The organism is Microbacterium oleivorans, from assembly GCF_001644225.1.
Lineage (GTDB): Bacteria > Actinomycetota > Actinomycetes > Actinomycetales > Microbacteriaceae > Microbacterium > Microbacterium gawkjiense.
On record NZ_LSTV01000004.1, the window covers coordinates 201,101 to 219,165 of the forward strand.

Here is an 18,065-nt window from a genome sequence, read left to right on the forward strand (position 1 = left end):
GCACGAAGGACATCGAGACTCAGGGGGGAACTCACTCATGGATGCACTCATCGCGGGAGGCGCGTTTGTCGTCGGCGGCATCATCGTCGTCGCCGTCGTCGTCTTCATCATCATCTTCATGGTGGTGCTGCGGGCCTGGTACAAGGTCGCGAAGGCCGACCAGGCGCTCGTCATCGTCGGTCGCAATCAGAAGAGCGCCTCGGGGGACTCCTCGCGCATCTCCGTCATCACCGGCGGCGGCGCCCTGGTCAACCCGCTCACGCAGCGCGCCGAGATGATCTCGCTGCGCGCGCGCCAGATCAAGATGGAGCCGACGGCACAGGCATCCAACGGCGTCACCGTCAACGTCAGTGGTGTCGCACTCGTCAAGATCGGCTCCGATCCCGAGTTCGTCCGTCGCGCCGCGGAGCGGTTCCTCTCGCAGGACGGCGCGATCGAGCAGTTCACCACCGAGCAGCTCGAGGGTGCGCTGCGCGGCGTGGTCGCGACCCTGACCGTCGAGCAGCTCATGAAGGACCGGCAGAAGCTGTCGGACCAGATCGCCGAGGGCATCAAGAGCGACCTGCTCGCGCAGGGCCTCATCCTCGACTCGTTCCAGATCCAGGGCGTCACCGACAAGAACGGCTACATCGACGCCCTCGGCGCCACCGAGGTCGAGCGCGTGCGCCGCGAGGCCGAGGTCGCCCGCATCAACGCCGCCCGCGAGGTCAAGGCGCGTCAGATCGCCACCGACGAGGCGAACCTCATCGAGCAGACCGCGTACGACCGCAACACCGCCCAGGCCTCCGCCGAGGTCGGACGCGCCCGCGCCGAGGCCGAGCAGGCCGAGGCCCTCGCCCGCGCCGAGCGCGAGCAGGCGGTCCTCCTGCAGCAGGCCGAGAACCGTCAGGCCCAGCTCGACGCCGACGTCAAGAAGGTCGCCGACGCGTCGCTCTACGAGCGCCAGCGCTCGGCGGACGCCGACGCGTACACGCAGGTCAAGGCCGCTGAGGCCCGCGCGCAGATCGCAGCCCAGGAAGCCGAGGCGACGCGCCTTCGCGCCCAGGCCGAGGCCGACGCGATCCGGCTCGAGGGTGAGGCCCGCGCCGAGGCGATCAAGGCCGAGGCCGCGGCCATCGCGCAGAACCAGGAGGCGCTGCTCGCGCAGCGCGCGATCGAGGCCCTCGTGCCGCTCATGACCGAGTTCGCCCGCGGCTTCGACAAGGTCGGGTCGATCACGGTCCTCGGCGGCGAGGGCGCGTCGAGCCACATCGCCGGCGAGAGCGCCTCGAGCATGCGCGCCACCTTCGACGCCGTTCAGGCGGCGACGGGCATCGACCTGCGCGGCATCATCCAGGGCCAGGCCACCGGCCGCGGCATCGCCCAGGGGCTGCAGCAGGAGCAGGACGCGCAGGCTTCCGCCCCGCTGCGCCGCCGTGCGTCGGCGGAGCCCGCGGCGCCGGTCGCCGAGTCCGCGACCGCCCCGGCCGCCGAGCCGGCCGCGCCCGCCGCGCCGTCCCCGGACGCCGTGTGACCTCAGCCGAGGGGGGCAGGTCGCTGGTCGTCGACGAGCACCTGGCCCCCCGACTGGCGCGCGGGTTCCTGCGTTGGCAGCTTCGTCGCCCGTCGTGGATCCTGCTCCTGAGCGCGACCGCCGTCGTCGTGGCGCTGAGCGTGTTCCTCACCGCGACCGGCAGCGACGGCGCCGCGTGGGTGGGCATCGCGCTCGTCGTCCTCATCAGCGCGACGGTCATCGTGTCGTGGGTGGCGGTGCGATCCTCCATCCTCCGGGCGTACCCGGTCGGCTCCGTCGCCAGCGCGACCCTCACCGACGACGCGCTGCACGCCACGTCGGCGCTCGGGACGAGCGAGATCCGGTTGACGGCGTTCCGCCGGGTGGATGCGGTCGGCGACGCGCTCCTGCTGAAGGTCGGCTCGTGGGCCGGCGGGGTCGCGGTCATGCCGCGTGCGTTGCTGTCCGAGGACGAGGTCGCGCGGCTGCAGGCGGCTGCGGGGCGCTGACGCGGACGGGTGTTGCGGGGCGGCCCGCCGCTGTCAACCCCGCCCCCTGTCCGCGGCGCGGTCCGTAGCGTCGGCGGCATGACCTTCACCCCTCGCCGCGCCATCGTGACCGCCTCCGACTCCGGCATCGGACGGGCGACCGCCCTCGCCCTCGCCGACGCCGGCATGGACGTCGGGGTCACGTGGCACTCCGACCAGGAGGGCGCCGAAGAGACCGCCGCCGAGGTGCGCCGCCGCGGCCGGAACGCCGTCGTCGCCCAGTTCGACGCGACCGAACTCGACTCGGTGCCCAGCGTCATCCGGGGCCTCGCCGCCGAGCTCGGCGGGCTCGACGTCTTCGTCAACAACGCCGGCGGCGGGACCGGCGGCCCCTTCCTCGAGATGGACATCGAGGGGTGGCGTCAGGTCGTCGGCCTCAACCTCGACGGCGCGTTCGTCGGGATGCACACGGCGGCGACGCTGATGGCGGATGCGGGTCAGGAGGGACGCATCATCGCGGTGACGAGCGTGCACGGCTCGCAGCCGCGGGTCGGGTCGGCCGCGTACGTCGCGTCGAAGCACGGCCTCGAGGGTCTTGTGAAGACGATGGCGCAGGAGCTCGGCGCGAAGGGCATCACGGTCAACTCGGTCGCCCCCGGCGAGATCGCGACACCGATCAACGACATGGATGCCGAGGACGCCGAGAACACGCATCGCCCCGGCATCCCGATCCCGCGTCCGGGTAAGCCGGAGGAGATCGCGGACGTGATCGCCTTCCTGGCGTCGCCGGCGTCGTCGTACGTCACCGGGGCGACGTGGGTCGTCGACGGCGGGATGCTGCAGATGGGGCCGCAGGCCGGGTCGCACCTCGAGTCCGACGCCTGGCGCAGCGCGGGCTGAGCGCGTCCGGCAGCGCGCGCCGGGGATAGCCTGGAGGGATGGCCCCGGACGACAGACGCAGACTGACCCGGATGCCACGACAGGGCGCGATCGTCGCGGTCCTGGCGATCGCGGGTCTCGCGTCGTCGTTCATGTTCACCCTCGTGGTGCCGATCCAGTCGAAGCTGCCCGAGCTGCTGAACGCGAGCCGCGAGGACACGGCGTGGGTGGTGACGGCGACCCTGCTGGCCGCGGCCGTCTTCACCCCGATCGCGGGGCGCCTCGGCGACATGTACGGCAAGCGCCGCATCGTGCTGGTGCTGCTCGGCCTGCTCATCGTGGGATCCGTCATCGCCGCCCTCTCCCCCGGGATCGGCGGCGTGATCGTCGGTCGTGCGCTGCAGGGTGCCGTCACGGGTGTCGTGCCGCTCGGGATCTCGATCATGCGCGACGTGCTGCACGAGGACCGGGTGGATGCCGCGATCGCCCTCATGTCGGCGACGCTCGGTGTCGGCGGCGCGGTCGGCATGCCGGTCAGCGCGATCATCACCGAGACGAGCGACTGGCACGTGCTGTTCTGGATGGCTGCGGGGCTCGGCGCGGTGGTGTTCGTGCTCGTCGCCCTCATCGTGCCGCCGAGCGTCCTGCGCACGGCGGGACGCTTCGACTTCGCCGGCGCCGCCGGGCTCGCCGTCGGCCTCACCGGTGTGCTGCTCGCCGTCTCGCGCGGCAACGAGTGGGGCTGGACGTCGCCCGCGACCCTCGCGCTCGGCCTCGGCGGGCTCGCGGTCCTGCTGCTGTGGGGCTGGTTCGAGCTGCGCATCCGCGAACCGCTCCTCGACCTGCGGGTCGCCGCGCGGCCGGCCGTCCTGCTCACGAACCTCGCCTCGGTGGCGATGGGCTTCTCGCTGTTCGGCTCGAACGTGTCGTATCCGCAGATGCTCGAACTGCCGGCATCCGTCGGCGGATTCGGGCTCACCCTCTTCCAGGCCAGCCTCATCGTCATGCCCGCGGGCCTCGTGATGATGGTGCTGTCGCCGTTCTCGGGACGCCTCGCCCGCACGATCGGACCCCGCGTGCTGCTCATCATGGGCGCGAGCGCGCTGATCGTCGCCTACGCGTACTCGCTGCTGTGGGCGTCGGAGGTGTGGCACATCCTCGTCGCGAACCTGCTCATCGGCGTGGGCATCGGCTTCGGGTACGCCGGGATGCCGATGCTCATCATGCGCTCGGTGCCGCAGAGCGAGACGGGTGCCTCGAACGGGCTGAACGCGCTGTTCCGCTCGCTCGGCACGTCGATCGCGGCGGCCGTCGTCGGCGCCGTCCTCGCAGGACTGTCGACCGTCCAGGACGGGGTCGCCGTGCCGACCCCCGCCGCCTTCCAGGTCTCCTTCGCGCTGGGACTCGGCGCCGCCGTCGTCGCGCTCGGCGTCGCCCTGTTCATCCCGCAGCGACGCGACCCGCACGAAGCGCACCCCTCGCTGCCGCGCTGACGGGACGGTTCGGGGCGCGCGGGCGTCGGGCGCGGTCGGTGGGCGTCACGGGATGCAATGGATCTCGCGCGACACGCCGCGGCATCCGCTCGGTGGACGGCGTGTCGGGGCGGATCCATTGCATCCGTTGACGCCGGCGCTCAGGCGAGGCCGCGGGGCGTGGCTGTGAGGAGCGCGGCGACGACGAGCACGAGGGCGATCAGGACCGCACCGGCCGAGAGCGCGGTGGCTCCCGTCGGGTGGGCGGCGCCGCCGACGAGGTCGCCGAGCCACGGACCGGCGGCGATGCCGACATTGAAGGTGACGACGGTGCCGGCGCTGGCGAGCGTCCGCGTGCGATCGGTCGCGATGCGCATCAGCATCGACTGCTGCAGCGGGAAGTAGGCGCCGATCGTGAGACCCCACACCGCGAGCGCGACGTACATGAGCGGGGTGTCGGCCGCCACACTCAGGATGCCGAAGGCCGCCGCCAGACCTGCGAGGGCGACCACGAGCGACGCCCGCGGCCACCGGTCGGCCAACGGGCCCGCCGCGACGACACCGAGGAGTCCGGCGGCGCCGTACCCGAACAGCAGCACCGGGATCTGCGCGGCCGGAGCCCCCGCCGACACCTCGAGCAGCGGGCGCACATAAGTGAAGGTCCCGAACTGGGCGAGGGCGAACACGAGCGCGGCCGCCGCGAAGAGCACGATGGGGAGGAGCGAGGCATCCGCTCCGGTCGGACGCTCCGCCCTCGGCAGCGCCGGCTCGGGCGTCCGCCGCGGCAGCCGGATCGCGATCGCCGCGGCGAGGGCGAACGCGACGAACGCGAGCACGCCGAACGACCAGCGCCACGACAGCAGCTGCGCGATGAGCGCACCGGCCGGAAGGCCCGCGAGCGTCGCGACCGTGCCGCCCGCCGTCACCAGGGCGAGCCCGCGCCCCAAGTGGGACGGGGCCAGCAGCGACGTCGCGTAAACGATGACGATCGCCCAGAAGAGCCCGTGCGCGACACCCGCCGCGATGCGCGTCGCGACGGCGACCTCGTACGTCGGGGCGAGCGCGGTCGCGGCGTTCGCGACCGCGAAGGCGGCGAGGGCTCCCGCGGCGACGAGGCGCCTGTCGAACCGCGCGGTCAGGCGCGCGAGCGGGATGCTCGTGACGATCACCGTCAGCGCCCACACCGAGATGAGTAGACCCACGCCGAGCGGGTCGGTCTGCAGCCCCGCGACCATCTCGGGCAGCAGGCCGGCGGGGAGCGACTCCGCCGTCACGGTCACGAAGACGGCGAGGCTGAGCAGCAGCAGCGCTCCGAGCGGGAACCGCGGCGCACTGGTGGCCGTGGTGGGGACCGAAGCGGTGGACGTGCTCATGCCTCGAGCGTAGAGTCTCACATCAATGTGAAGGTCAAGCGGCGATCGGGGACGGGATGAGGATCGGCGAGGTCACGGCGCGCACCGGCATCCCGCAGCGGATGCTGCGCTACTACGAGGAGCAGGGACTGCTCGCCTCGGATCGCGCGGACAACGGCTACCGCGAGTACGACGACGACGCCGTCGAGCGCGCCCAGCGGGTGCGCGGTCTGATCCAGGCGGGACTGTCCACCCGCATGGTGAAGGTCGTCCTCGACCTCGAGGCGGACTGCCGGGCGACGCAGCCCCCGTCGTGCACCCGCGCCCTGGCCGAGGAGCTCGCCGCCGAGCTGCAGGCACTCGACGACCGCCTCGCCTGCCTCACCAAGAGCCGCGACGCCGTCGCGCTGTACCTCGGCCGGTCCGCGCACGCCGACCTGCTCGCGCACTAGCACGCCCGATCCTTCGGGACAGCCCCATCGCGGCATCCGACGCCTCAGGGGAGGATGGGTCCATGTCCTACGCCACCGAACGCCGCTCGAACCCGACCGCCTGGGCCGCCTTCTGGGTGGGGCTCCTCGGCCTCATCCTCATGCCGATCCCGGCCTTCATCGGGCTGATCCTCGGCGGCGGACTGTCGCTCATCGCGGCCGTGCTCGTCGTCATCGCTCTACTGAAGGGTCTCGCCCGGCGGGGGAAGGGCATCGCCCCCGTCGTCTTCGCGGGCATCTTCGTCCTGCTCACCTGGGGTGGGATCTCGCTCGGCGGCGGCATCTGGTGGTGACGCGCGCCTGAGCGCCCTCAGCGCCGCAGCGTCTCGCGCGCCACGGTGAACCGCTCGAGCGCGTCGAGGTCGACCTCGACGCCCAGCCCGGGACCGGTCGGTACCCGCACGTGCCCGTCCTCGAGCACGGCCGGCTCCGTCACGATGTCCTCCGTGTAGAACCGAGCGGATGCCGAGACGTCACCCGGCAGCGTGAACGCGGGGTGCGCGGCGAGCGCCGCGTTCGCGGCACGTCCGATGCCGGTTTCGAGCATTCCGCCGCACCACACCGGGATCCCCGCCGACTCGCAGAGGTCGGCGATGCGGAGCGCCTCGAGGTAGCCGCCGACGCGGCCCGCCTTGACGTTGATCACGGTCGTCGCGCCGAGTGCCAGCGCGTCGCGCGCGGCCTTCACCGAGGTGATCGACTCGTCGAGGCAGATCGGGGTCTTCAGCTGCTGGGCGAGGGCGGCGTGGTCGACGATGTCGTCCTCCTGCAGCGGCTGCTCGATGAGTAGCAGACCGAAGCGGTCGAGCTGCGCCAGGGTGTCGGCGTCGGCGAGGGTGTAGGCGGAGTTCGCGTCGACCTGCAGCGGGATCTCGGGGAACGCGGAACGCACGGCATCCGTCTCGGCGATGTCGCGACCGGGCTTGATCTTGATCTTGATGCGCACGTACCCCTCGTCGAGGTAGCCGCGGACGGTCTCGACGAGCGCCGCCGGGTCGGATTGGATGCCGACGCTCACCCCCGACGGGATCGTCGCCGCCGTGGCGCCGAGGTACGACGCGAACGAGCGCCCCTCAGAGCGCAGCGCCGCGTCGAGGACGGCGAGCTCGAGACCTGCCTTCGCCATGCGGTGGCCGACGAACGGATCGAGCGTCGGGGCGACCTGCTCGGGCGCGAGCTCACCGCGGTGCAGCAGGGCCGGGCCGAGCCAGCGCGTCGCGACGTCCCACGCGCCCTGCGTGTACTCGCTCGAATAGACCGGCGCGCTCTGCGTGACGATCTCACCCCAGCCGTCGCCCGCGTCGGTCCGCGCGCGCACGACGATGACCTCGCGATCGGTCATCGTCCCGAACGACGTCGTGAACGGCGCGATGAGCGGGATGCGCAGGACCCGCAGCTCGAGTCGGTCGAGGCGGACGGATGCGGCGGGCTGGGCGAGCGGCATGGGCTCAGGCTACGCGCGCGGCGTCAGGGCCGGACGAAGAGGTAGCCCTCGCCGGTGCGGAACCCGCCCACGACGAGACCCGCGTCGAACTGCGCCCGGAACGCGGCGCGTACCTCGTGGCGCGCCCGGGTCGCGGCATCCGGATCCGTCCGACGGAGCGCCTCGACGTCGGTCGGGATCGCGACGGTGGCGACCACCTCGGCCGCGTCGGGCGTGGGCACCGGCGAGGCGAGGTGCCACGCGACGTGCAGCCGGTCGCTCTCGTCGCCGCTGTTGATCGCGTCGCCCATGTCGCCGTAGTGGTCGACGAGGTAGTCGGTGACCCGCGCGCCGAGGACCGCGAGGTTGAAGTACGCGTTGCGGGCGATGAGCGGGTCGAAGGTCCAGGTGATCGTGCCGACCTCGCGCGCGAACGCCCACTCGCGCTGGTGCGCCTTCAGCGCCCGCCCGATCCCGCGCGCCTGCGCATCGGGGAGCACACCCGTGACGTGGGAGTGCATGCTGCGGGATGCCGGGGGCCCGAAGAACGCCGCCGACGCCGCGATCATGCGGTCGCCGTCGTACACCCCGACGACGTAGTTGCCGGAGTGCTCGAGAGCCCGCAGCAGGTTGGGTGGCATCCCGCCGTCGGGCGAACCCCAGACCGCTTCGAACACGCCGCTCGCGGCGACCATCTCGTCGATCGTGTGCAGTTCGCGGATGTCGAGCCCGTCAGCCATGCCGCCACGCTACGCCGATCAGCGGCGCCAGCGCTCCAGCGTGGGCCGCAGCCGGTCGACCGCGCCGCGGACGAACTGCGGGTGCTCCCGGTACCAGGCGAGGTGCGCGTCGCGGACCTCGGCGGGGTCGACGCGTCGCCCGTCGACCGTCCAGTCCGGGACCGCGTGGGCGTCGAGCCCCCACGCGTCGATCACCCAGTCCTCGCGCGGCGCGTGGACCGCGTTCAGGAGGGGTCGGCCCGGGTCGCGCGCGGCACCGTCGCGGCCGAGCGCACGCAGGATCCGGTCGCCGAGCGCGACGATCACCTCGTTGCCCGGATGGTTCACCGTGCGGACGAGGTCGAACCGGGGCTCGGCGAACAGATCCGACGCCGCGACGTCGAGGGTCTCCTCGCGCCGGCGGAGTTCGGCGAGCGAGGCGGCGGCCTCGGCGCGGACGCCGTCGGGGTCGAGCCGCTCCCGCACGGGCGCCCCGGCCGCCAGCGCGAGCGTGCGGACGTCGTGGTACGCGACGAGCGGCGGCGTCTCCTCGACGCCCGGCACGTGCAGCGCGGCCTGGAAGGGGTGCAGGCCGGTGAAGCGGACGATCGGGAAGGTGACTGCCCGGCCCGACGGCGGGAGGGATGCCGCGAGCTGCCGCGTCCCCAGGGGAAGCCCGTGGTAGTCGTCCTTCACCGGCTGCGCGATGAGCGCCGCGGCGCCCGCGACCACCTCGTGCAGGCGGCGGGTCGCGGCGGCATCCAGCAGGTACACGGGAGGGACGCGCACGAGCGGCAGCTCGTCGGAATCGAGGACGAGGCGCACCGATTCGGCCTGGCAGTTGCCGACGACGACCCCGTAGTCCGCGCGGGGCAGGTCGCCGAAGAAGCCGGCGTCGTGGTCCCGGGGGGCGGGGTGCGCATCGGTGATCATCGCTCGAGCGTCGCAGGCCGCATCCGTCGCCGCGAACGCTTGCGCGCGTGCCCCTCGCGAGCAAGGGGCACGCGCGCGACACCCCCGCTGCCTAGGATCGTCGCCGTGCACCTGAACGAGACCCGCGCCTGGAACCGCTTCTACGCCGCCGGCACGCCGGTCGACATCGAACCCGTCACCGGCTCGCTCGTCGATCTGCTCGAGCAGCGCGTCGCCCAATACGGCGAGGGCGACGCGATCGCGTTCTTCGGCCGGACGGTGACCTACGACGAGCTCGGGGCGAGGGTCGCGCGCGTCGCCGAGGGCCTGCGGAAGCTCGGCGTCGGCGCCGGCGACCGCGTCGCACTGATCATGCCGAACGCGCCGCAGCACGTCATCGCTTTCTACGCGGTGCTGCGGCTCGGTGCCGTCGTCGTCGAGCACAACCCGCTCTACACGCGGGACGAACTCGAGGTGCAGTTCCACGACCACGGCGCGCGCACCGTCATCGCGTGGGACAAGGTGGCGCCGCTCGTGCAGTCGCTGCCGGCCGAGCTCGGCATCCGCGACGTCGTCTCGGTCGACGTGACCACCGCCATGCCGCTGACGACGCGGCTGCTGCTGCGCCTCCCCGTCGCGAAGGCCCGGGAGTCGCGCGACAAGCTCACGGGCGCCGCACCCGGGACGATCCCGTTCGGGCGGCTCGAGAACTCCGCCGCCCTGGCCGCGGACCACCCGCGGCCGAGCCGCGACGACCTCGCCTGCCTGCAGTACACCTCGGGGACCACCGGGGTCCCGAAGGGCGCCATGATCACCCACGGCAACCTGTGGGCCAACGCCCGCATGGGCGCCGCGTGGATGCCGGAGTTCCACCACGGCGAGGGCAGCATCTACGGACTGCTGCCGATGTTCCATTCCTTCGGGCTGCTGCTGTCGGTCATCTACTCCGTCGAGACCGGGTCGCGCGCCGTCCTGTTCCCGACGTTCGACCCCAACCTGGTGGTGGATGCCGCGAAGCGGTTCCCCCCAACGTTCATCCCCGCCGTCCCGCCGATGTTCGACCGGCTGGCCCGGGTCGCCCGCGACGGCGACCTCGACCTGAGCCGCGTCGTGTATTCGATCTCGGGTGCGATGACCCTCACGCCCGCCGTCGTCTCGCGCTGGGAGAAGCTCGCCGGCAGCATGCTCAACGAGGGCTACGGCCTCACCGAGACGAGTCCCATCGCCCTGGCCAACCCGTTCGACGACTCGCGCCGCATCGGGGCCATCGGCATCCCGTTCCCCTCCACCGACATCAAGGTCGTCGACCCGGAGGAACCGACCCGCGAGGTGGCGCAGGGCGAGACCGGCGAACTGCTCATCCACGGGCCGCAGGTGTTCGCCGGTTACTGGAACCGCCCCGAGGAGACGGCGGCGACATTGCTCGAGGGCGGTTGGGTGCGCACCGGCGATCTCGTACAGCAGGACGAGGACGGCTTCGTCACGGTCGTCGACCGCAAGAAGGAGCTCATCATCACGGGCGGCTTCAACGTCGCCCCGTCGGAGGTCGAGCAGGTCGTGACCGGGACGCCGGGCGTCGCCGAGACGGCGGTCGTCGGCATCCCCCGCGGCGGTGGTGCCGAGGTCGTCACGGCGGTCGTCGTCCTCGAGGAGGGTGCGACGTTCGACGAGGCCGCCGCACGCGAGCTGGCTCGCGAGCGGCTCGCGGAGTACAAGCGGCCGACGACCTACGTCGTCTGGGACGAGCTGCCGAAATCCCTCATCGGCAAGGTGCTCCGCCGTCGTGTGCGCGACACCCTCGTCGCCGACCGGCACGCGACGCGCGCCGCTGACGCGGACTGATACACCCGCGCGCGGTGCGGCACAACCTGGGCGCCCCGTCCAGGACACGCGCCTAACCTGGGACGAATGCGGAACGTACCTCCCGTCGACCTCCCGTCCTCCGACGACACCGCAGCGCGCGACACCCGATTCTTCGGCCAGCCGTTCGCGCTCGCGCACGTGTTCGGCGTCGAGATGTGGGAGCGCTTCAGTTTCTACGGCATGCAGGGCATCCTGCTCCTGTACCTGTACTTCTCCGTCACCGACGGCGGGCTCGGGGTCGACAAGACGGTCGCCGCGAGCATCGTCGGCGCGTACGGCGGCGCGGTGTACCTGTCGACCGTGCTCGGGGCGTGGATCGCCGACCGCATCCTCGGCGCCGAGCGCGTCCTGTTCCTCAGCGCGATCGTCATCATGGCGGGGCACATCGCCCTCGCGCTGCTCCCCGGCTTCGCGGGCGTGACCGTCGGCCTGATCCTCGTCGCCTTCGGATCGGGTGGGCTCAAGGCGACCGCCACGAGCGTCGTCGGCACCCTGTACGCCGCCGACGATCCGCGACGGGATGCCGGTTTCTCGCTGTTCTACCTCGGCATCAACCTCGGCGCGTTCGCCGGCCCCCTGCTGACCGGGCTGCTGCAGTCGACCCTCGGCTTCCACTGGGGCTTCGGGCTCGCCGCCCTCGGCATGGCGCTCGGCCTCACGCAGTACTCGTTCGGCCGCCGCAGCCTGCCCGCCGAAGCGCGGGTCGTCCCCAACCCGCTGCCGCGCGGGCGCTACCCGCTCTTCGCGGGGATCGGCGCGGCGGCCGTCGTGGTCATCGTGGTCCTGGTCCTGACCGGTGTCATCCGCGCCGACAACCTGGCGCTGATCGTGATCGGGGCAGTGATCCTCGCGGCGATCGCGTACTTCGCCGTCATCCTGCTGAGCCGGCAGATCACGACGCAGGAGCGCAGCCGCGTGTGGGGCTTCCTGCCTCTGTTCCTCACGTCTGTCGTCTTCTGGTCGCTCTACCAGCAGCAGTTCACGGTCGTGACGCTGTACTCGGCCGAGCGCCTGAACCGCGACCTGTTCGGCTGGGAGATGCCGATCCCGTGGGTGCAGTCGATCAACCCGGTGTTCATCATCCTGCTGGCGGGCGTGTTCACGGCCGTCTGGTCGAAGCTCGGCTCGCGTCAGCCCTCGACCCCGGTGAAGTTCGCGCTGGGTGTCGCCGTCATGGGTGTCGCGTTCCTGCTCTTCCTGCCGTTCGCCGGTGGCGGGGCGAACTCGACGCCGCTGCTGGCGATCGTCGGCATCCTGCTCGTCTTCACGATCGCGGAGCTGATGCTCTCGCCGGTCGGGCTGTCGGCGGCGACGAAGCTCGCGCCGGAGCGGTTCCAGACGCAGATGGTCGCGCTGTTCTTCCTCTCGGTGTCGCTCGGCACCGCGATCGCCGGTCAGCTCGCGACGCTGTACGACCCGACGAACGAGGTGCCGTACTTCGCGACGCTCGGCGGGATCTCGATCGCGATGGGCGTGCTGCTGCTGGTCTGCGTGAAGCCGGTGCTGTTGCTCATGAAGGGGGTGCGCTGACGGATGCCGCGCGTCACGCGGTCGGCACCCGTCATCTCACAGGGCAGAATCGAGGGATGACGTCGCCCGCCCCGCAGCTCCACCCCGACCACGCCTGCCTCATCGTGCACGGCAAGGACAGCCCGGGGATCATCGCCGCCGTCTCGGCGATGATCACACGGATCGGCGGCAACATCGTGCAGTTCGACCAGTACTCCGACGATCCCCGGGGCGGAGCGTACTTCCAGCGCGTCGTGTTCCACCGGCCCGGCTTCGGTGCGCAGCGCCCCGCGATCGAGGCGGAGATCGCCGAGACCCTCGCCCCGTTCGAGCTGGAGTGGTCGCTGACGGACCAGTCGGTGCCCAAGCGCATGGCGATCCTGTCGTCGAAGCAGGACCACTGCCTGCTCGACCTGCTGTGGCGCAACCGTCGCGGTGAGCTGCCCACCAGCATCCCGATGGTCATCTCCAACCACACATCGTCGGCAGAGGACGTCCGCTCGTTCGGGGTGCCGTTCTTCCACGTGCCGTCGACGCCCGGCCCCGACAAGTCGGCGTCCGAGGCGAAGATCCTCGAGCTGCTCAAGGGCAACGTCGACTTCGTCGTGCTGGCGCGGTACATGCAGATCTTGTCGCCGGAGTTCCTCGAGGAGCTCGCGGTGCCGGTCATCAACATCCACCACTCGTTCCTGCCCGCCTTCATCGGCGCCGAGCCATATCGCAAGGCCAAGGAGCGCGGCGTGAAGCTCATCGGCGCGACGAGCCACTACGTCACCGGCGACCTCGACGAGGGACCGATCATCGAGCAGGACACCATCCGCGTCACGCACGCCGACACGACCGCCGAGCTCGTCCGCCGCGGCGCCGACGTCGAGCGCCAGGTGCTGTCTCGCGCGGTGCGCTGGCACTCCGAGGACCGCGTCATCCGCCACGGGAACCACACGATCGTCTTCTGACGCGGGGGCGCGGGGTTCCGGCGTCACAGCATCCCGGTCAGCACCCCGCCGTCGGCGCGGAGCGCGGCGCCGTTGATCGCCGACGCACGCGGACTCGCCAGGAACGCGACGAGCGCCGCGATCTCCTCGGGTCGGATGAAGCGCTGCAGCAGCGTCGTCGTGTTCCGACCGATGACGGATGCCGCGACGGCGTCGGCCGGCACACCCTGCGCCGCCGCGATCGATTCGATCACGGTCGCGACGCCGTCCGAGAAGGTCGGCCCGCCGAGCACGGTGTTGACGGTGACCTGCGTGCCGCGCGTGAGTTTCGCGAGGCCGTTTCCGAGTGCGATCGTCGCCGCCTTCGAGACGCCGTACGGGATCATGTCGGCCGGGACGTTCACGCCCGACTCGCTCGCGATGAAGAGGATGCGGCCCCACCCGCGCTCGAGCATGCCCGGCAGCACGCGGCGCGAGAGGCGAACGCCGGCAGTCAGGTTCACGTCCAGGTAACGCTGCCACTCCGCATCGTCGGCGTCGGCGAACTCGTTCAGCCCGAACGCGCCGGCGTTGTTGACGAGGATGTCGACCTCGGGAAGGCCCTAGAGCGCAGTCGGGTCGGCGACGTCCCCGGGCGCGACGCCGACGTCCGCTCCGGGGACGAGCGCGCGGAGCCGCTCGGCCGCCGCGTGCGTGCGTGCGGCATCCCTCCCGTTGAGGATGACGGCGGCGCCTTCTGAGGCGAGGGCCTCGGCGATCGCGAAGCCGATGCCTTGCGTCGAACCGGTGATGAGAGCGCGCGTGTCACGCAGCTGGAAGTCCATCGATGATGCCTTTCACTTGACTGAGCAAGTGACGGTAGCCCGGATCACTTGACTGAGCAAGTCATGACATAGGCTCGGAAGGTGACTGCGGACGACGACCTCTCCCCCGACGACCTCGAGACCTGGTCGTCGCTGGCGACGCTGCTCGAGTGGCTGCCCGCGGCGCTGGACGCTCAGCTGCAGAGGGATGCCGCACTCACGCACTTCGAGTACGGCATCCTCTACGCCCTGTCCCGCGCCGAGGACGGACGGCTGCGGATGAGCACGCTCGCCGGGTACGCCCACAGCTCGCTCTCGCGCCTGTCCCGCGCGGCGACCCGCCTCGAATCGCGCGGATACCTCCGCCGTGAGACCGACGCCGCGGACGGCCGTTACACCCTCGCGATCCTCACGGATGCGGGGGCCGAGGCCCGTCGCGCGGCGGGCCCCGGCCACGTCGATCTGGTGAGACGGGCGGTGCTCGACCGGCTCACCGCCGCGCAGCAGAAGCACCTGCGGACGATCACCGACCGCATCCTCACCGGCCTCGGCGATGAGCCCGGGTGGAGGGCGTGACGCAGGCTCAGGCCACGGGCTGCTGCAGATCCACGATCCAGCGCGAGCCGGGACCGTCGTAGGGCGTCTGCTCGTAGATCTCGCGTGCCGGGCCGTCGAACCGCAACCCGCGGCGCTCGATCTCGGCGACGAGCGCCTGCCACGCGGCCTGGATGCCGCTGAGGTCGGCCGCGTCGAAGCGGGTGGAGACGGCACGCGGATGCCGCGGCACCACCGCGCGCTCGAGTCCATCGGGCACGGGCGCATCGCCGATCTGCTCCGCCGCCGCAGCGATCATGCCGTCGTCGACCGTGGTGTAGACGGCGACGCCGGGGCCGACGCGGGTGGCACCGGCGGCCTCGATCAGCGCGCCGACTTGCTGGAACATTTCGCTGATCTCGCCTTCGATCTGGGACATCTCGTCGACCTTCGCCGACAGCTGAACGATCGTCAGCTCGGGCAGCGCAGTCTCGGTGTACTCGGACATGGGATTCTCCTTCTCGATCGATCGGAGCCTCGTCTCGACCTCGTGCAGGCGCTGCCGGTCCGCGTCGATCTGGGCCGCGAGCTCGACCCGCCGCTCGCGCAGGAGCACGGCGACCTCGCTCGACGACATCCCGTCGTCGAGCATGACGCCGACCTGCTCCAGCGTGAAGCCGAGGTCCTTCAGCGCGACCAGTCGATTGGCGCGGTCCAACTGCGACGCGGCGTAGGAGCGGTATCCCGAGAAGGGATCGACCCGCTGCGGGCGCAGCAGACCGAGCTGGTCGTAGTGACGCAGCATCCGCACCGAGACGCCGGCGAGGCGGGCGAACTCTCCGATACTCAACATGGTGATCCCAGGCCACAGTCTGACACCGTGTGAGGGTCAAGCCCCGCCGGGTTCAGCCTCGTGGGCCGCGTTAGTCGTGCGCCTGTGAAGACCACGCATAGAGGCTGCCCCGAAAATGATCGTTTTCGGCCTCATCGCGGACAAGACGCCGAGACGTCGACCGGAAACGTGGTGCGCAACCTGGCCGCCCACTCACCCGAACGATCTGCATTGCCGTGTTTCGCGCGATGACGCGCTCATCACTCTGAGGCACGCGTCTGGGTGAGCATGAGCGCACGCGTCATGGAGGCGCTTCACAATCGGGGGGTACGAGGATGTCGAAAAGCACACGTGGAACACCACGTCAGCTGATCAAGGCGCTGGTCGGGGGCGCGGTGGCGGTGGGACTGCTGGTTCCGGGGGCCGCTGTACATGCAGCGTGGAGTCAGGTGTACTCCAACAGCAGCGCGAAACAGGAGACCTGGTACTGACCGACCCTTGCCGGATCAATAACCCCGCTCGAACCGCCCGCAGTACCGGCAAATGGCGTTTCGTGATCGACCCCACCGACCCGGGCACGATCAAGCTCGACATTTCCCGAAATGGCACCGGCACGGGCCCGATGCGCACCGCCGACACGTCGTCGGATGACCTGCGCGTGCTCGACACGCTCCCGACGAGCCGGGATACGCGACTTGCTGGTGAAGCTGACGGGCTGAGCGAGACGGTCGACCCGGATTCACTGCGGGTCCTGGGGAAGGTCGGGTCGGCGACTTACGCGGCTGGATCATCTCTTGACGGAGGTGTTGCGCTCGTCGCCGTCCTCCCGGGTGGGGTTTCGGCGGTTGCGGTCGCAACTCCGGAGCAATTCGCCGCTCAGGGGCTCGGCATCAGCGTCAGCACCCCGGCGGTCGACGCCGCACGCGTCTATCTCATCCCGGACTTCGCGGCGGCAGGTGATCGCGGCAGCGTCGAGAAGGTCGGCACGAACCTTGTCGTGGAAGCCCCGAAGGAGCAGAGCCGACGGGCTGCGGAAACTTGCATCAGCCTGGGAGACGAGTTCGCGTTGCTCCGGGTACCGGACGCTGGACTCGAATGACTCGTTCAGTGAGAGGTCATCGCCGGGGCTCCCCCTGGCGGTGGCCTCTCGGTCTGGGACTCCTGCTGATCGCGCTGACGGGGTGCACTGCCTCGGACCTGGCGAGCAGCCCTCCCCATACCCCCGTCGCCTCACCAGCAGCCGTCGCCGCCAACGAACTGTTCTCCGTTCTGGACTCGCCGCAAGAGCCGATGGATACGTACGTCCCCAGTGCGGCCCCCTTCGCTGTTCGCTTAGACGCAAGCTCCGCGCTATGGCTTTTCGACCACGGTGAGACACGTGGATGGATTGTTGCCGGGGAGAAGGGCACCAGTGATGAGCGGCTCATCTGTCTCGCCTTGCAAAGGCTCGACTCTCCCGGGGTCGGCTTCGTTGCCTGCACTGAGCCGGCCCAGATCGTCGACCAGGGCTACTTGTGGTCAGGAACGAAGTTAGGGGAGGGCGCGGAGAACTTGTCGTTGTACCTCGTCGCAGATGGAGATGAGTTCGCCGGGGGCGGTCAATCCCTGTCAGACAGAGCCCAAGTCTTTATCGCTCCATGGCCCTAAGCGGCGCCGGCGAACCCTGAGGTGCGGCGGTGGCTTTTCACCGAAAACGATCGGCGGGCGTTTTCGGTGGCCTGGTGGGCGGGCTGAGGAGGGCTACTCTCGCAAGTCCGCTGGGGCGTACTTGTCTCCCGTGACGTCGTTGACGATCGTGTCGCCCTGGACGAGGAAGACAGCGAATCCTGCGGGGCCGATGGTGTAGGTTCCGTCCTCATTTTGACCGAGGGCGAGGACGTATGTTGAACCGGGTCAGGCTCCCCCGCCGAAGACGATCGATTACGGTCCGCCGCTCGAAGCAGCAGTGGGCGAGATATCTCGGCGTCTTAGGCTGTTTGGATGGACGCGGACTGGATTGAGCATCGACGTTCCGATGATGGCGAGCTGTTGGGGTGGATGAAGCCGGCCGGTGAGGATTTCGTCGCCATCGATCTGCTTGGTCGCAGCCGCACTGAGGCCGTGGACTGGTTGACCGCGGAGGAGACGCTTGACACGTTGGGGCTCACGTATCTCGCGGACCCCTATGAGCTCCGTCTGGACGATGGATCCTGGCTGAAGGTGCGTGTCGCCGAAGTCTCGCCCGGCGGCATCCGCCCGCAGAAGGACGACTGGGGAAACACCTCTGCAACCGAGCTGTACTACTCGACGCAGTTTCCCGTCGACCACGGCATCCTCCGACCGATCGCTTAGCGCGTCCACTAGTAGGCAGCGCTCAGCACG

17 protein-coding genes and 1 pseudogene are annotated in these 18,065 nt (G+C 70.7%); 12 read left to right on the plus strand and 6 right to left on the minus strand.

Going from position 1 to position 18,065, the window contains the following annotated elements; genetic code table 11:
• Positions 1-37 precede the first annotated feature (37 nt).
• The 4 genes from AYL44_RS11495 (at position 38) to AYL44_RS11510 (ending at position 4,352) form a co-directional block, all read left to right on the plus strand.
• Positions 38-1,513, plus strand: a complete 1,476-nt coding sequence (locus AYL44_RS11495) for an SPFH domain-containing protein (protein ID WP_064003424.1) — start codon at positions 38-40, stop codon at positions 1,511-1,513.
• Positions 1,510-2,001: a hypothetical protein gene (locus AYL44_RS11500; protein WP_064003425.1), complete on the plus strand. Its 492-nt coding sequence runs from the start codon at positions 1,510-1,512 to the stop codon at positions 1,999-2,001. Before AYL44_RS11495 ends, AYL44_RS11500 begins: the two co-directional genes overlap by 4 nt.
• 78 nt (positions 2,002-2,079) lie before the next feature.
• Positions 2,080-2,880: an SDR family oxidoreductase gene (locus AYL44_RS11505; RefSeq protein WP_064003426.1), complete on the plus strand. Its 801-nt coding sequence runs from the start codon at positions 2,080-2,082 to the stop codon at positions 2,878-2,880.
• 71 nt (positions 2,881-2,951) lie between these two features.
• Complete coding sequence (locus AYL44_RS11510) at positions 2,952-4,352, plus strand: MFS transporter (protein ID WP_064003427.1); 1,401 nt, start codon at positions 2,952-2,954, stop codon at positions 4,350-4,352.
• Between the two features lie 140 nt (positions 4,353-4,492).
• Here AYL44_RS11510 and AYL44_RS11515 read toward each other — a convergent pair whose 3' ends face one another.
• Positions 4,493-5,704 carry an MFS transporter gene (locus AYL44_RS11515; RefSeq protein WP_064003428.1) on the minus strand — a complete coding sequence of 404 codons (1,212 nt, stop codon included), beginning with the start codon at positions 5,702-5,704 and terminating at the stop codon, positions 4,493-4,495.
• Positions 5,705-5,760: 56 nt separating this feature from the next.
• On the opposite strand from AYL44_RS11515, the gene AYL44_RS11520 reads away from it, so the two are divergent.
• Both AYL44_RS11520 and AYL44_RS11525 read left to right on the plus strand, forming a co-directional pair.
• On the plus strand, positions 5,761-6,135 hold the full coding sequence (locus AYL44_RS11520; RefSeq protein WP_064003429.1) for a MerR family transcriptional regulator: 375 nt from the start codon (positions 5,761-5,763) through the stop codon (positions 6,133-6,135).
• A 62-nt stretch (positions 6,136-6,197) separates the two neighbouring features.
• Complete coding sequence (locus tag AYL44_RS11525; protein WP_064003430.1) at positions 6,198-6,467, plus strand: hypothetical protein; 270 nt, start codon at positions 6,198-6,200, stop codon at positions 6,465-6,467.
• A 17-nt stretch (positions 6,468-6,484) separates the two neighbouring features.
• On the opposite strand, the gene menC is transcribed toward AYL44_RS11525, so the two are convergent.
• The 3 genes from menC to AYL44_RS11540 are packed head-to-tail and all read right to left on the minus strand — an operon-like array spanning position 6,485 to position 9,249.
• Entirely contained in the window at positions 6,485-7,618 is a 1,134-nt protein-coding gene (gene menC / locus AYL44_RS11530; protein WP_064003431.1) for an o-succinylbenzoate synthase, read from the minus strand.
• 23 nt (positions 7,619-7,641) lie between these two features.
• A complete protein-coding gene (locus AYL44_RS11535; RefSeq protein WP_064003432.1) occupies positions 7,642-8,337 on the minus strand; it encodes a GNAT family N-acetyltransferase in 696 nt (231 codons plus the stop codon).
• Between the two features lie 18 nt (positions 8,338-8,355).
• Complete coding sequence (locus AYL44_RS11540) at positions 8,356-9,249, minus strand: WcbI family polysaccharide biosynthesis putative acetyltransferase (protein ID WP_064003433.1); 894 nt, start codon at positions 9,247-9,249, stop codon at positions 8,356-8,358.
• 105 nt (positions 9,250-9,354) lie between these two features.
• Here AYL44_RS11540 and AYL44_RS11545 point away from each other — a divergent pair, with 105 nt between their 5' ends.
• The 3 genes from AYL44_RS11545 to purU all read left to right on the plus strand — a co-directional run bounded on the left by AYL44_RS11545 (position 9,355) and on the right by purU (position 13,556).
• On the plus strand, positions 9,355-11,070 hold the full coding sequence (locus AYL44_RS11545; protein ID WP_064003434.1) for a long-chain-fatty-acid--CoA ligase: 1,716 nt from the start codon (positions 9,355-9,357) through the stop codon (positions 11,068-11,070).
• A 66-nt stretch (positions 11,071-11,136) separates the two neighbouring features.
• Positions 11,137-12,621 (plus strand): peptide MFS transporter, encoded by a 1,485-nt coding sequence (locus AYL44_RS11550; protein WP_064003435.1) that lies wholly within the window; start codon positions 11,137-11,139, stop codon positions 12,619-12,621.
• Positions 12,622-12,677: 56 nt separating this feature from the next.
• A complete protein-coding gene (gene purU / locus AYL44_RS11555; protein ID WP_064003436.1) occupies positions 12,678-13,556 on the plus strand; it encodes a formyltetrahydrofolate deformylase in 879 nt (292 codons plus the stop codon).
• Between the two features lie 23 nt (positions 13,557-13,579).
• Here purU and AYL44_RS11560 read toward each other — a convergent pair.
• A pseudogene (locus tag AYL44_RS11560) lies at positions 13,580-14,359 on the minus strand (SDR family NAD(P)-dependent oxidoreductase).
• Positions 14,360-14,440: 81 nt separating this feature from the next.
• On the opposite strand from AYL44_RS11560, the gene AYL44_RS11565 reads away from it, so the two are divergent.
• Complete coding sequence (locus AYL44_RS11565) at positions 14,441-14,914, plus strand: MarR family winged helix-turn-helix transcriptional regulator (protein ID WP_064003437.1); 474 nt, start codon at positions 14,441-14,443, stop codon at positions 14,912-14,914.
• A 7-nt stretch (positions 14,915-14,921) separates the two neighbouring features.
• Here the strand turns inward: AYL44_RS11565 and AYL44_RS11570 are convergent, their stop codons facing one another.
• Entirely contained in the window at positions 14,922-15,725 is an 804-nt protein-coding gene (locus AYL44_RS11570) for a MerR family transcriptional regulator (protein ID WP_064003438.1), read from the minus strand.
• Positions 15,726-16,257: 532 nt separating this feature from the next.
• Between AYL44_RS11570 and AYL44_RS11575 the strand changes: the two genes are divergently transcribed.
• Together AYL44_RS11575 and AYL44_RS11585 are read left to right on the plus strand one after the other, a co-directional pair.
• The gene (locus AYL44_RS11575; RefSeq protein WP_064003439.1) at positions 16,258-16,803 is read left to right on the plus strand and encodes a hypothetical protein; all 546 of its coding nucleotides are present in this window, start codon (positions 16,258-16,260) and stop codon (positions 16,801-16,803) included.
• A gap of 881 nt (positions 16,804-17,684) precedes the next feature.
• The gene (locus AYL44_RS11585) at positions 17,685-18,035 is read left to right on the plus strand and encodes a hypothetical protein (protein WP_064003441.1); all 351 of its coding nucleotides are present in this window, start codon (positions 17,685-17,687) and stop codon (positions 18,033-18,035) included.
• Positions 18,036-18,065: the final 30 nt, after the last annotated feature.